The organism is Paenibacillus xylanilyticus (assembly GCF_009664365.1).
Classification (GTDB): Bacteria; Bacillota; Bacilli; order Paenibacillales; family Paenibacillaceae; genus Paenibacillus; species Paenibacillus xylanilyticus_A.
In genome coordinates, this window is record NZ_CP044310.1 from 6,122,746 (window position 1) to 6,136,205 (window position 13,460).

Here is a 13,460-nt window from a genome sequence, read left to right on the forward strand (position 1 = left end):
AGGTGCCTGATTGACAGATGCAATAATGTTGAAATTCATGCTATTGTTTCGGTTCTGTAAGCGATTCCCCAAAATGTCGAATCAGGTCAAAATTGGACGTGGTCACCGCTGTTGCACCGGCCTGCAGCGCGAGCTCAACCTCTTGGGCAGACCGGATCAGCCCTCCGGCAATAATGGGAATCCCCGTCCGTTCCGCTACCTCGGTAATAATATGCGGAATAACGCCAGGAAGCACTTCAATATAATCCGGCTGTGTCTTCGTCAGCAGTTGATAACTTTTCTCCAAGGCATTTGTATCCAGCAAAAACACCCGCTGAATCGCGGTGATCCCCTTTTGTTTCGCCTTTTGAATCACTGTGGCCCGTGTAGAGATCAAACCCGCAGGACGAATATGCTGACACAAATATTCTGCCGCGTACTCATCGTTCTTCAGCCCTTGGACCAGATCGGCATGCAGCAGGATTTTTTTGCTTCGCCGCCTTGCCTCATCCAGCAAGCTGTTCAACTGGGCAATGTGGGTATCCAGCAAAACCCCATAGGTGTAAGGGCCATCAATAATCGCTTCGAACTGCTTCATGCTCTTGGCAGCGGGTAACATGCTCTGTCCCTCAAATGGCACCATCGTTCCTCCTGCATCATTCAGATTGCCTATATTGTATAATCCGTATGGTAGATCGGCAAGCAGAGCCCGGCACTAGAAAGCATCCCCATAGTGTTCATTGCTCTGTCGTAAACACCAAAAGGCCGTTGTCATACACCCCTAAGGAGTGAACAACAACAGCCACTTTTTGTCGATTGCACAGCAAGATACCTTCACTGGAATCAACGCTAATTTAACACTTAAGGTTAACACTTAAGGTGAAATTTAAGCCTGCGCATGCGGAAGCAGTACATCAGCCCCGGCCCAGCCATCATTCTCTGCCAAGTGACCCGAACGACTTACTTTCGTTTGCAGGTATTTCTCATTAAACGCCGAGCGATCGCCCCACAGCGGAACACGTCCACCCACATTCAGTCCCGCTTCCTGCAGTGCAGCCAGCTTCCGCGGATTGTTGGTAATCAACGTAACCGGTGCAGAACGCAGTGCACGCAATACAGCGATGGCATCGTCGTAGTTACGAGCATCATCCGTAAAGCCAAGCTGCAGGTTCGCATCTACGGTATCCAGACCTTCCTCTTGGAGGATGTACGCCATCGCTTTGCTGAACAGACCGATCCCGCGACCTTCATGGTTCGCCAGGTAGAACAAGGCACCCGCTCCATGGGCTGCGATCATTTTCATGGATTGCTCCAGCTGGAAGCCGCAATCACAGCGCTTGCTGCCAAAAATATCGCCTGTATGACAGATGCTGTGCATCCGGATCAGTGCTTCCTGCGCTTCGGCAAAATCGCCGTATACGAGCACACTCGACTGCTGACGTTCTGCCAGTTCTGCAGTAGCCAGCGATTCAATCAGCTCGCCGCTCTCCATGACCTTATCCGATTTCAGCCAGCTGTACCACTGGAATGTATGCGTCTCTCCATCCAGATTGACCGGGAGCTTAATCGGTCCAACCAGATATATAAATTCTTTTCCACTCGGAAAAGTCTGGATTTTGGGGGCAAGTAGTTGAATAATATGTGAATTAATCATAATGTTTGTTTCCTCCTGTTAAGCCATTTGATATACAGATTGATTCGTATCCAGACCGAAAAAAGATCACTGGACGTTTATAGTACGTATCTATATTATTGTCATCATCATTAGTTACTTTATGTAAGCAAGTTTAAAATAAAAATTATATTGTGTCAAGTAACTTTTGTTTTTAAAGTAACTAATAAAATCAGGATACGAAACCGACACAAATTTGTGTTTCATTTTCGGAATATTGGGTATGAGTTTATAAACTGCTCATAGAATGATGTTGTAGTCCAAAGTACTTCATGCCTCGAACTTAACGATGAGGGGGTTGTGCACATGATCCGCCGGAAAAAAACCTGCTGGACAGCCATCATGATGGTCTGCGTCCTGCTTATAAGCGGATGCTCCATCTGGCCAGGACAAGACGATTCTGCGAACAACAAAAAGGTAGCGCTTACACTATGGTACTGGAACCGTTCCATTGATGATAAGCTGATTGCCAAGGCCAGGGAACAGTTCCCCAATATAGAACTGACTGCCCAGAAGATCGGCGGTGACTTCAAGGCGAAGCTCAAGACAACGCTGGCCGCCAAATCAGGCGAGCCCGATATTGTTGCCCTAAACGACTGGATCATGGAACTGTTCCCCAGTGAAGACCGTTTCTATAACCTGTATGATCTCGGCGCTGGGGACGTCGAAGACCAGTATCTTGAGTGGAAATGGAAGCAGGGCGTCACGCCCAGCGGACAGATGATCGGTTTCCCGATGGATACGGGACCGACAGCCCTCTTTTACCGGGCAGACCTCTTCAAGGAGGCTGGGCTGCCATCTGAACCCGCTGAGGTAAGCCGTCAGCTGAATAGCTGGGAAGCATACGCCGCAGCAGGCGAACAGATCAAGGAGAAACTTGGGGGCAAGGTATTTCTAACCGATAACATTGGAAGCGTTTACAATCAAGTCCTGTCCCAAGGAGCTGAGCGCTACTTCCGCCCGGATGGTTCGTTTATCGGCATGGATTCTCCTCTGGTACGAACAAGCTGGGATACCGCCATTGATTTCAAGCAAAAGGGATTGCTGGCGAATGCAGACGGCTGGACTCCAGGCTGGAATGCAGCGATGAATAATGGGGAAATTGCCTCCTTCGTGGGTGCGGTCTGGATGAAGCAGGTGCTGCAGGAAGCCGCGCCAGATACATCGGGTAAATGGCGGGTGGCCCGTGCTCCTGGCGGAGATGGCAATAACGGCGGTTCGTTCCTGTCCATTCTGAAGTCCAGTGAGCATCCTCAGGAAGCCTTCGAGCTGGTGCGCTGGCTGCAGAGTCCGGAAAATCAGCTGGAGCAATATCAGACGTTGAACCTCTTCCCTTCTGCGCCGGGTGTGTTCGACTCTCCCGCCATGAAAGAAGAGGAGCCTTTCTTCGGCGGACAGGCGACAGGGTCTGTATTTGCCGAATCGGCACAGCATGTTCCAGACGCTTTTTTTGGTGAACGTTACCCATCGGTACACAACATTATTACCCGGCGCCTGAATGATGTCGCGAAGCAAAATGCCGATGCCCAGCAGGTCTGGACCGATACCGTACACCGCGTAGAGCGGGAACTCCAGCGTTGACCTGAAGAACGTGTGTGTTCGATATCCGCATAAGGAGGAATTCATATGGCTGTAACCGAACCCCATCTCACTCCCGAACCCGGAGCCGTGCGTCCGGACCTGGATCGGAAGAAATCTCTTCTGTCCCAAATTTGGGAACATCGTGCCCTATATGCAGCGATCTCGCCGTTTTATATTCTCTTTGCCGTGTTTGGACTGTTTCCCATCGGTTTCTCATTGTACCTGGCCTTCCATAAGTGGGACGGCATTGGCGTAATGACCTACAATGGGCTGAACAATTTTAAATACATGCTGACGGATGCCGAGTTCTGGCAGGCTGTGGGCAATACATTCATGATCTGGATATACTCGACCATTCCCATGCTGTTCTTCGCCCTGATTGTTGCCTTTTTGCTGCATGCGCCGTTCGTGAAGTTCCGTACACTGTTTCGGGTCGGTTACTTCCTTCCGAACGTCACCTCCATCGTGGCCGTGGCGATCATCTTTGGTGCACTGTTTGCCAACAACTATGGCTTTCTCAACTATCTCCTGCAGTCGGTCGGGCTTCCGGTCGTGGAATGGCTTAATGCGCCTTGGGGTATTAAAGTGGCTATCTCCTCCATGGTCGTCTGGCGCTGGACGGGGTACAACGCTGTTATTTATCTCGCCGGACTTCAGAGTATACCGCAGACCTTGTATGAAGCAGCCAAAATTGACGGCGCATCCGGTATACAGTCCTTCTTCCGAATTACAATTCCGATGCTGCGCCCTGTAATTCTCTTCACGGTGATTACATCAACGATTGGCGGCATGCAGCTGTTCACCGAACCTCAGATTCTTGTGGGCAACGACGGCGGTGCAGGCGCAGCCGGAATGACCATTGTTCTGTACCTTTACCGTGAATCGTTCATCAACAACTACTTCGGATATGGTGCAGCGGTGGGTTGGGGTATGTTCCTCATTATCGCCCTGTTCTCCATCGTGAACTGGAAGCTTGTTCAAGGCAAGTCATCCTGATGTGACAAGGGGGGAGCGCTCATGACGTCCAAATACCTCAAATCGCTGGTATTGTATACCGGTCTTATCGGGGGCATGCTCATTTCCATGTTCCCGTTCTATTGGCTGATTGTAATGTCCACACGGACAACGTCCGACATCTATGCATTTCCGCCCCAGCTCTGGTTCGGGGGAGAACTGTGGAATAATATCAGCCGGGTGCTGCAGCAGATCGACTTCTGGGGTGCATTTGTCAATACACTGTTTGTATCCGGCATGGTGACCGTGCTCGTGCTATTCTTCGACTCATTAGCGGGTTTTGCGTTTGCGAAGTTTGAGTTTCCGGGCAAAAAGTGGCTCTTCGTCCTGCTGCTCGCCACCATGATGGTACCTTCCCAGCTGTCGCTTGTGCCTTCCTTCGTGCTCATGGCGACGTTCGGTTGGGTCGGTTCCTTCAAGGCCCTGATTATCCCTGGTATGGTGAATGCCTTCGGCATCTTCTGGATTCGGCAGTATGCCACGGAGTCCATCCCGAATGACCTGCTCGATGCGGGCCGGATCGACGGCTGTAATTTCTTCCGTCTCTATTGGAATGTGGCGCTGCCCATCCTGCGACCTGCTTTTGCGTTTCTCGGTGCATTTACCTTTATCGGAGTATGGAACGACTACCTGTGGCCGCTCATTGTCCTGACAGATGAACGGAAATACACCCTGCAGATTGCCCTCTCACAGTTAAATGGACTGTACAATACGGATTATGCAATGGTTATCGCCGGTACTCTGCTGGCTGTTATTCCGCTCATTATCATGTTCCTGTTCATCAGCCGCCAGTTCATTTCGGACATTGCCGCTGGAGCAGTGAAAGATTAAGGACTCGGCATTTTGATCCATCCCTCAAGTCTGATATTCTTATCTAAAGATAAATACCAGATGCTTCAGAGAAAGGGATGACAAAATGGCTTCTTCACCCTATATGATTGGCGTAGATATCGGCACCACATCCACCAAGGCCGTATTGTTCGAACAAAACGGTTCCATTGTGGCTCAGGGTGGTGCCGATTATCCGCTGTATACCCCCACTCCTGCGATTGCTGAGCAGGATGCGGACGATATTTTTCAAGCTGTTGTAGAATCCGTCAAACAGGCGACATTCAAGGCGGGTGTCAAACCAGATGAGATTCTGTTTGTATCGTTCAGCTCGGCAATGCACAGCATCCTGCCTGTTGACGGGCAGGGCAAACCGCTCATGCGTGCCATGACGTGGGCAGACAATCGCAGCGCGGAATGGACCGAAGCACTCAAAACGGAAATGAATGGTCATGAAATCTATCTGAGAACAGGAACACCCATTCATCCGATGTCACCCCTGACCAAGATCATGTGGCTGACCCGGGAACAGCCGGAGCTGTTCAAGCAAACCCACAAATTCATTTCCATGAAAGAATATGTGTTCCTTAAGCTGTTCAATGAGTACGTGATTGATCACTCCATGGCGTCTGCCACCGGAATGATGAATCTGGAGAAGCTGGACTGGGATGAGGAAGCCCTGCATGTGGCAGGAATTACACCAGATCATTTATCCCGGCTTGTGCCGACCACGCATGTGCTCAAGCAAGGCCTAAACCCGGAGTATGCCAAGGAAATGGGCATTGCAGACACGACGCCATTTGTCATCGGGGCAAGTGACGGTGTGCTCTCCAATCTTGGCGTAAATGCAATTGATCCTGGCGTGGTGGCAGTGACCATCGGCACCAGCGGAGCCATTCGTACAGTGGTGGACAAACCGGTTACCGATCCAAAAGGACGTTTCTTCTGTTACGCCCTCACCGAGGATGCGTGGGTGATTGGCGGGCCCGTGAATAATGGCGGGGTCATTTTCCGCTGGATTCGGGACGAGTTTGCAGCCTCTGAGGTAGAAACAGCGAAGCGGCTGGGGATCGATCCTTATGAAGTGCTCACGCGTGTCGCAGAAAATGTACCGCCAGGATCGGAAGGTCTGCTCTTTCATCCGTACATGACAGGTGAGCGGGCTCCGCTCTGGAATCCGAATGCCCGCGGCTCGTTCTTCGGTCTGACGCTTCATCATAAGAAGGAGCACATGATCCGCGCAGCTTTGGAAGGTGTATTGTTCAATCTGTATACGGTCATGCTGGCTATTGAGGAGAAGATCGGCCGTCCTACCAAAATCCAGGCAACGGGTGGCTTCGCCCGCTCCGAATTATGGCGGCAGATGATGGCCGATATCTTCGACCAGGATGTCATTATTCCCGAAAGCATTGAGAGCTCCTGCCTTGGTGCAGCCGTGCTTGGCTTGTATGCACTTGGCCGAATTGATTCCCTGAGTGCGGTATCCGGCATGATCGGATCCACACATCGCCATCAGCCTGACCCGGATCATGTCCGCATCTACCGGGAATTGCTGCCGATCTTTATTCGGATCTCCCGCAAATTTGAGGAAGAGTATGCGGATATCGCTGCTTTTCAAAATAAAACGATGCATCAGAAATAGTTGCAGAAAAAACAGGTGTCCATTTAAGGGCACCTTTTTTTTACTACTTATAAAGCATTACTGATTATATTTACTGAATGCATCCTTGTCGTCCTGCACATTTTCCAGATACATAATCTGTCCCTCATCATTCACGCGGGCGATATCAATCCCTGTTTTGGCATATACCGTGCCATCAGCAGCTTGCCCACATACGGCCCAGTTCGTCTGATAGCTGCCGTCCGGCTGAAGAACCCACCCGTCCCACATATGTTTGACGTCCATGTTGTACTCGTAGAATGCTTTCATAAAACCTTCAAATCCCCTTCTGCTGGTACCGTTCAACACAATCTCTGCATCCGCTGTGAACAGGGACAGTAAATCCTCCATTGCACGTGCGTCCGTACGGGAAGCGTCAAATAAACGAAAATAGTTGTTTAACAAGGTAGTCATGATGTTCCTCCTGATGGTCATAAACCGATATGAATTACAGTTCGAATAATTTCGAACTATTGAATAGCAATGTATCACACGATTCAGTCTCCTTACAACCCTCAGTTCGAAAAAAATCAAACATTGAAAGAGACGTTTCAATATGCTACCGTCATAGATATGAAAACACCTACAATACCCATGGCTTCGGACATGGAGTTTACCACGGTCTGCAATGCACTTGGTGATCCGGTGCGCATGAAGATTGCACACTGCCTGGCCAGCTCCGGCGAGAAAAACTGTTCCGCCTTCGAAGTAGACCATATTTCCAAATCCACATTGTCCCATCACATCAAAATTCTTCGTGAAGCAGGCCTGATCCAGCCACGTATAGAAGGCAAACAGCATTTTTACTCTTTGCGAAAGGATGATCTAAACAGTCGTTTCCCCGGTCTTGTAGAATTAATATTGAATACGACAGGAGGTTAATTGCATTGTTGGATAAAAAAGCGGCAAAAATATTGCTGACCACATTCTGGGGAGGTGGCGGCTGGAAGACAGAACGTGCACCATTCTCCGGAGATGATTTTGAATATGCCAAGAGCAAGCATGTGATGTTCGATCCGCAGACCACCACCCACGACGAGATTGTTCGGCGTCTGCATGAAATTCATCAGGACATCACCTTGAAGGACAGGGTCGTATCGGCTTTTCTGCATAGCCTGTCTACCAAAAAAGTATATTTGCGCAGTGCGCTCTCCAGTTGGGCACTCACCTCACGTTTACCTCTGCACACCTATGGGGAACGGCCCGCGCTTCATGCCAACACCAGTGCATGCGGGGATTGCAATTACCTAAGGTTACAGTCGGACAAGCAGTATGTGAACGCGGATCTGAACGTCCTGAATTTTGAGCGGATCAAATGGGGCGGGGTCCGTCATGGATGGTTGCTCTACTGCCTGATGGATCTGGAGTTGCTGCTTCTTGATAACGATTCAAGCTACGAGGTAACCTCGGAAGACAAGGCCATCCTTGAACAGCTTCTCGCAGCCTGCCAGACTGGTGATCCCAAGGATAGTGCCCGTTCGCTTGAAAAGCTGTGGAAAGGTCTGCTCCCTTCGAGCAAACAGGAGCGGGATGCCCTGATTGAGATCTGGGCTGCTGCTGGACTGCTGATTCCTGGAGATACGCCGAGAAGAGGCAAAGGTGGTTCCGGCGATTTTATCTTTGCCGCTACCTGGCAAGGAGATGACGGCTATCATGCGGAAACAGCAAACCACTTCTTTGGATCTTATTTTCAATAAATGATCTGAACTTTGGCTTTCTGCCAACATGTACGTTCAAGCAGGTTACAATAATGACATCGACAGATTTCCGCTCCAGCTCGTATAATAGGGGAAAAATGGTAGATGGGAGTGAATCAAGCAATTTTATGGTATACATAATGGCCTTTTTGCTGTCTTTTGTTGTCGTGCTTCTGCTCATTCCTCCGCTTAGCCGCCTGGCACACCGCCTTGATTTTGTGGACAAGCCACGGGAGGACGTAGAGCGCAAGCTGCACAGGCAGCCTATTCCACTGACGGCGAGTTACGCGATATTCACCGGATTCTTCCTGACATACATTGCTTTTACGAAGCAGTTGTCCATGGAGACAGCCGCACTGGTTGCAGGCGGTATGCTTCTGTTAACGATTGGCACCATTGATGACTGGTACAAAACAAAAGGCAAAGACTTTCCCGCCCTGCCCAAAATGATCATTCAGATCTCTGCGGCCGTGCTCGTATTTGCTTCCGGCATTGCATTCACCGGGTTTGTTAACCCGCTGACCTCGGAATACGTCATGCTTCCGTTCTGGCTGCAGTTCATTCTGACGATCCTGTGGATCTTCGGTGTAACCACGGTCATTAACTTCTCGGATGGCATGGACGGGCTTGCTGGCGGATTGTCAGCGATCTCGGCCGTCACGCTGTTTGTCGTTGCCCTGGCCAAAGGCCAGAGCGATTCGGCACTCATGTCCATCGTACTTGTCGGTGTAACGCTTGGGTATCTGAAATACAATAAACCTCCGGCCAAGGTATTTATGGGTGATGCCGGTGCGACATTCCTCGGTTTCATTCTGGCTGTCATTGCCCTTGATGGGGCATTCAAGCAAGCCACCATGCTGTCCCTATTCATCCCGATTCTGGCTCTTGGTGTACCGATCTTCGACAATATCTTTGTCGTTATCAAACGTTTCATCCAAGGCAAAGCCATCTATCAGGCCGATGCAAGCCAGGCTCATTACCGCCTCCTGCGTGCAGGGCTGAACCATAAGCAGGTAGTTGGCGTTTTATATCTCATCAGTACCTGCCTCTGTCTCTCTTCCATCATTCTCATGTTGGTCGAAATGTAGGGACGGACCCTATTGCTCCATATCAATTAAAAAAAGACGAGCCCGTGAAACCACGGGCTCGTCTTTTGGCTGATATAACCCTTTCATCAGCTTTATACCTTGGAGTAAGTCTTCTCTTTTCATCCGATCAACATGATCTCAGCACTCAATCTTCGAAACCAACCACACTTACCTGGAAGCTGCGGGCGGCAACGGGACCCCTGGCTTCTGCCAGTCTGCCCATCCTGGTCGGTCGAGCTCGACGAGGCGACGATAACGCTCTTCCCGAGCCAGCAGCTGTTCGTGAGAACCCTGCATGGCAATCTGTCCATTTTCCATAAAAATGACCTCATCCATCTGTTCAGCACCAATGAGATGGTGGGTAACCCAGATCATCGTTTTGCCCTGCATGCTGTCCAGAATGGTGCGCATCAGTGCGCGTTCCGTCACAGGATCAAGTCCCACTGTAGGTTCATCGAAGATGACGACAGGTGTCTCCCGCAGCAGTACCCTGGCCAGGGCAATCCGCTGCCGTTCGCCGCCCGAAAAGCGCATGCCCGTCTCCAGCATCGGGGTATTGTACCCCTGCGGAAGAGACTCGATAAGGCCGGACAAACCGACCTGGTTGGCCACGCGTCTGATCTCCTCATCTGTTGCATGTGGACGGCCAATCCTCAGATTGTTCGCAACCGTTGTATCGAAAAGATGCGGGTTCTGATTTAGCACTGCAATGACATCAGGTACATTCTCCCCCAGCGTCTGCACAGGCTGATCATTGATCAGAACTTCCCCTGCTGAAGGGAGCAGAGCACCCTGAATCAGTTTGAGCAGTGTGGATTTGCCTCCCCCACTGCGCCCAAGGATGGCTAGCCGTTTCCCTTGGGGTAGATGAAGAGAAACACCCTGTACCGCATGGGCATCTTCGGAAGCATAGCGGTAACTTACATGATCGATTCGAATATCTGCTCTCAGCTTCGGAGAGATACGCAGACGGATGCGTTGATCCCGTGAACAATTCGTCATCTCCGCTGATTCAGAAGGGACTTCAGGCGCCTGCACCGTTTCATCTCTGCCTGACGTAGCACCTGGAGCGTTTCCCTTACCCTCCAGATGCTGCAATCGATCCAGCGATTCGCGGTACTCGGGGATACGCTCCACCGCATCGGACACAGGCAGTAAGGCTTCCGTTAGTGGAAATAGAACCAATACAAATGCCGCGATCATAACGGCGGGCAGCTGTCCTGCTGCAGCCTGGCTTCCTGCCCACAATGTCACAGACACCACCATCAGTCCAATGACACATTGTGCAATCAGGTCACGCCAGCGCGTCCATCTTCGCAGGCTGCGCCGAACGGAATCTGCCCGCTGCTCCCCCTCCTCCTGAAGACGAACAAACTCTGCTGCCCGACCACTGGCCAGCCAGTCTCCAAGGCCAAGTACACCGTCTGTAAGGCGCGTATATAGGTGGCTGTTCTCCTTTTTCAACCGTACTTTCTGTTTCCATGTAATCTTTAGCGTGATGGCTGGCAGCAACCCAATAAGGAATAACAAGTACAGACCCATCCACAATGCAAAACCCAGATCCACGGTTCCAAAAGAGATAACTGCCGCACCGTACAGGATCAGTGCCGTGATGGCGGGAAAAACCGTACGCAGATAAATATCCTGCAGCCGCTCGACATCCTCTGCAAGTGCACCAAGCACATCCCCCGTTTGCATTCGTGAACGCAGGAACAGGGCTTGGGGCTCCAAAATCCGATACAGCTTCACCCGTTGATCGGCAAGCACACGCAGTACGGCATCATGACCGGCCAGCCTCTCGGCATATCGAAACACCGCACGAAAAATCCCGAACGCACGAACACCCACAATCGGTACATATACCATCAGAATGTTTTCAGGGCGGAGCGCAGACTTGGAGATCAGGAACCCCGAGGTAAAGAGCAGCAGGACGGCACAACATGCAGCACATGTCCCCAGTGCGATAACTCCGGCAAATCTCCAGCGGTACTGTACCACGTAAGGAGAAATCCAGCTGCTCTTCACACGCCCGTTTCGGGCCGTTTCTATCTGCTCATGTTCAGCTTCCATGTTATACCGCCTCCATCTGGGCCCGAATCATCTGGTAATAGACGCCCTGTCTTGCAAGCAACTCTTCATGTGTTCCTGTCTCGGCAACCGTCCCGCCGTCCATCACGATGATGCGATCCATATGTGGCATCCAGTGCAGGCGATGCGTAGCCAAAAATACCAGTTTGTCTTCAAAACACGGCAGCATCGTCCGTTTCATCTCGTACTCTGTCTCTACATCCAGATGTGCGGTTGGCTCGTCCAGCAGCAGCACCGGCCGTGCACTTAGCAAGGCTCTGGCCAAGGCTATCCGCTGCTCTTGCCCACCGCTGAGCTGTCTACCCCCGGCTCCGATTCGCTCATGCAGTCCGTTTGGCAAGGAAGAGACCAGCTGGTTCAAACCTGCTGCATTAGCTGCCTCTGCGACCTCCGCATCCGATGCTTCCGGCATATAAAAGCGGACGTTATCAGCAAGGGTCCCACTGAATATATAGGGATGCTGCGGAATGGCAGCCGTTTGTGTTCTCCAGGATTCCATCATCTCCAGGGACACGGGCTGACCGTTCACCAACACTCGTCCTGATGTGGGCAGTTGAAAGCCGGCCAGCACGTCAATCAATGTGGATTTCCCTGCACCGCTTGCACCGATGATACCAACCTTGATCATACCGGAAATCTGAAAGGTGACATCCTCCAGTGAGTTGGCCCCGTCCTCATCATGACGCACTTGGATGTCGGTAAGCGCTAGCCTGCTGCCCTTGTTCCAGATCAGCTTCGATGAAGCTGAAGACACTTGTCTGGCAGTGCGATCATCATCCAACACAACACGTATGGTCGAGGCATGTTTACGGTCGGAAGAAGACTGCTGTACAGATCTCACTCCGTCCGTCCCTGCCTGTGTCTGAAGAAGAGTAGTGGTGTATGCTTCCCGCTGTCTCTGCTCGGCTGCCTTCCCCCGATCAATCATCTGTACAATTGCTTCTCCAGCTTCCTTACCATCCAATGTGGCATGGTAATCTGCACCCACCATACGCACAGGCAGGAAATACTCCGGTGCCAGAATAAGTACCGTCAGTGCCGGTCCGAGCAGCATCTGTCCTTCTGTTAGCCGCAAACCAAGGCCAACCGCGACCGAGGCAACTGAGAGCATGGTGAAGAAGTCCAGTGCGAAGGAAGACAAAAAGGCCATGCGCAGTGTAGACATCGTTGCTTTTCGGTAGCGCTGGCTGACTCGAATAATGGTATCTGTATGCTTGCCGCTCTGGCCCAGCGTTTTCAGCGTTTCGAGTCCGCGAAGCGTATCCACAAAGTGATTGGCCAGTGCCTTGTATGACTTGAATTGCCCATCAATCTTACGCTGTGCAGCCAGACCGACCAGAATCATGAACACAATCAATATGGGAAGGGTGACCGTCAAAATAACACCGGACATGATATCCAGCTTGAACACATACAAGAGTATAACGATTGGGGTAAATCCCATGCCCAGCATGCGGGGGATAAATAGCTCCAGATACGTCTTGTACTGGGCTGTTCCTTCGCGGGCCAACGTGACCAGATGCCCTGTTCCTTCCGTTTTGGCAAAACGCGGGCCAAGCCTGAACCACTGCTCCACCATTTGCCTGCGCAGATCTGTTCCCGTTTTCTCTGCATACCGCATGGCCACCAGCTGCAACCAGAAGGAAATGGCATACCGGGCAGCAAAAGCAGCCAGGAACAGCAGCAGCACAGGGTACTGCTCTGCGATGGATGACCCTTCGAACAATGCCGTTATGGCCTCGGCAAGCCATTTGGCCTGCATAATGATCGTCATCGCCTGCAGCAGTACCAGCGCTGAAGCCAGCGCCAGTACAGGCCGGATCCCCGGCAGCTTCAGCAATCCCCGTCCCATG

General features: G+C 51.3%; 12 protein-coding genes. 7 read left to right on the forward strand and 5 right to left on the reverse strand.

Annotated features, from left to right (window positions below):
• Positions 1–40: 40 nt before the first annotated feature.
• Both F4V51_RS27320 and F4V51_RS27325 read right to left on the reverse strand, forming a co-directional pair.
• Entirely contained in the window at positions 41–619 is a 579-nt protein-coding gene (locus F4V51_RS27320) for a glycerol-3-phosphate responsive antiterminator (protein WP_153980885.1), read from the reverse strand.
• Between the two features lie 246 nt (positions 620–865).
• Positions 866–1,633, reverse strand: a complete 768-nt coding sequence (locus F4V51_RS27325) for a GTP cyclohydrolase II (RefSeq protein ID WP_110758492.1) — start codon at positions 1,631–1,633, stop codon at positions 866–868.
• Positions 1,634–1,957: 324 nt separating this feature from the next.
• Between F4V51_RS27325 and F4V51_RS27335 the strand changes: the two genes are divergently transcribed.
• The 4 genes from F4V51_RS27335 to gntK all read left to right on the forward strand — a co-directional run bounded on the left by F4V51_RS27335 (position 1,958) and on the right by gntK (position 6,716).
• A complete protein-coding gene (locus tag F4V51_RS27335) occupies positions 1,958–3,232 on the forward strand; it encodes an ABC transporter substrate-binding protein (protein ID WP_153980310.1) in 1,275 nt (424 codons plus the stop codon).
• 45 nt (positions 3,233–3,277) lie between these two features.
• Entirely contained in the window at positions 3,278–4,228 is a 951-nt protein-coding gene (locus F4V51_RS27340; protein WP_227779678.1) for a carbohydrate ABC transporter permease, read from the forward strand.
• 21 nt (positions 4,229–4,249) lie between these two features.
• Entirely contained in the window at positions 4,250–5,077 is an 828-nt protein-coding gene (locus F4V51_RS27345; RefSeq protein WP_095290931.1) for a carbohydrate ABC transporter permease, read from the forward strand.
• 85 nt (positions 5,078–5,162) lie between these two features.
• Positions 5,163–6,716, forward strand: coding sequence for a gluconokinase (gntK, locus tag F4V51_RS27350; protein ID WP_153980311.1), 1,554 nt, complete (start codon positions 5,163–5,165; stop codon positions 6,714–6,716).
• A gap of 57 nt (positions 6,717–6,773) precedes the next feature.
• On the opposite strand, the gene F4V51_RS27355 is transcribed toward gntK, so the two are convergent.
• Positions 6,774–7,148: a nuclear transport factor 2 family protein gene (locus F4V51_RS27355; RefSeq protein ID WP_153980312.1), complete on the reverse strand. Its 375-nt coding sequence runs from the start codon at positions 7,146–7,148 to the stop codon at positions 6,774–6,776.
• 123 nt (positions 7,149–7,271) lie between these two features.
• On the opposite strand from F4V51_RS27355, the gene F4V51_RS27360 reads away from it, so the two are divergent.
• The 3 genes from F4V51_RS27360 (at position 7,272) to F4V51_RS27370 (ending at position 9,519) form a co-directional block, all read left to right on the forward strand.
• Entirely contained in the window at positions 7,272–7,616 is a 345-nt protein-coding gene (locus tag F4V51_RS27360; protein WP_390585202.1) for an ArsR/SmtB family transcription factor, read from the forward strand.
• An 8-nt stretch (positions 7,617–7,624) separates the two neighbouring features.
• Complete coding sequence (locus F4V51_RS27365) at positions 7,625–8,431, forward strand: hypothetical protein (protein WP_201281232.1); 807 nt, start codon at positions 7,625–7,627, stop codon at positions 8,429–8,431.
• A 128-nt stretch (positions 8,432–8,559) separates the two neighbouring features.
• A complete protein-coding gene (locus F4V51_RS27370; protein WP_095360332.1) occupies positions 8,560–9,519 on the forward strand; it encodes an MraY family glycosyltransferase in 960 nt (319 codons plus the stop codon).
• A gap of 168 nt (positions 9,520–9,687) precedes the next feature.
• Here F4V51_RS27370 and cydC read toward each other — a convergent pair whose 3' ends face one another.
• Together cydC and cydD are read right to left on the reverse strand one after the other, a co-directional pair.
• A complete protein-coding gene (gene cydC / locus F4V51_RS27375; protein WP_153980314.1) occupies positions 9,688–11,589 on the reverse strand; it encodes a thiol reductant ABC exporter subunit CydC in 1,902 nt (633 codons plus the stop codon).
• 1 nt (position 11,590) lies between these two features.
• On the reverse strand, positions 11,591–13,459 hold the full coding sequence (cydD, locus tag F4V51_RS27380) for a thiol reductant ABC exporter subunit CydD (protein ID WP_153980315.1): 1,869 nt from the start codon (positions 13,457–13,459) through the stop codon (positions 11,591–11,593).
• Position 13,460: the final 1 nt, after the last annotated feature.

Excerpts from the sequence above, each read along its gene's own strand:
- F4V51_RS27325 (WP_110758492.1), bottom strand. The coding sequence starts at position 1,633 with ATGATTAATTCACATATTATTCAACTACTTGCCCCCAAAATCCAGACT.
- F4V51_RS27335 (WP_153980310.1), top strand. The coding sequence starts at position 1,958 with ATGATCCGCCGGAAAAAAACCTGCTGGACAGCCATCATGATGGTCTGC.
- F4V51_RS27340 (WP_227779678.1), top strand. The coding sequence starts at position 3,278 with ATGGCTGTAACCGAACCCCATCTCACTCCCGAACCCGGAGCCGTGCGT.
- F4V51_RS27345 (WP_095290931.1), top strand. The coding sequence starts at position 4,250 with ATGACGTCCAAATACCTCAAATCGCTGGTATTGTATACCGGTCTTATC.
- gntK (WP_153980311.1), top strand. The coding sequence starts at position 5,163 with ATGGCTTCTTCACCCTATATGATTGGCGTAGATATCGGCACCACATCC.
- F4V51_RS27355 (WP_153980312.1), bottom strand. The coding sequence starts at position 7,148 with ATGACTACCTTGTTAAACAACTATTTTCGTTTATTTGACGCTTCCCGT.
- F4V51_RS27370 (WP_095360332.1), top strand. The coding sequence starts at position 8,560 with ATGGTATACATAATGGCCTTTTTGCTGTCTTTTGTTGTCGTGCTTCTG.
- cydC (WP_153980314.1), bottom strand. The coding sequence starts at position 11,589 with ATGGAAGCTGAACATGAGCAGATAGAAACGGCCCGAAACGGGCGTGTG.
- cydD (WP_153980315.1), bottom strand. The coding sequence starts at position 13,459 with ATGGGACGGGGATTGCTGAAGCTGCCGGGGATCCGGCCTGTACTGGCG.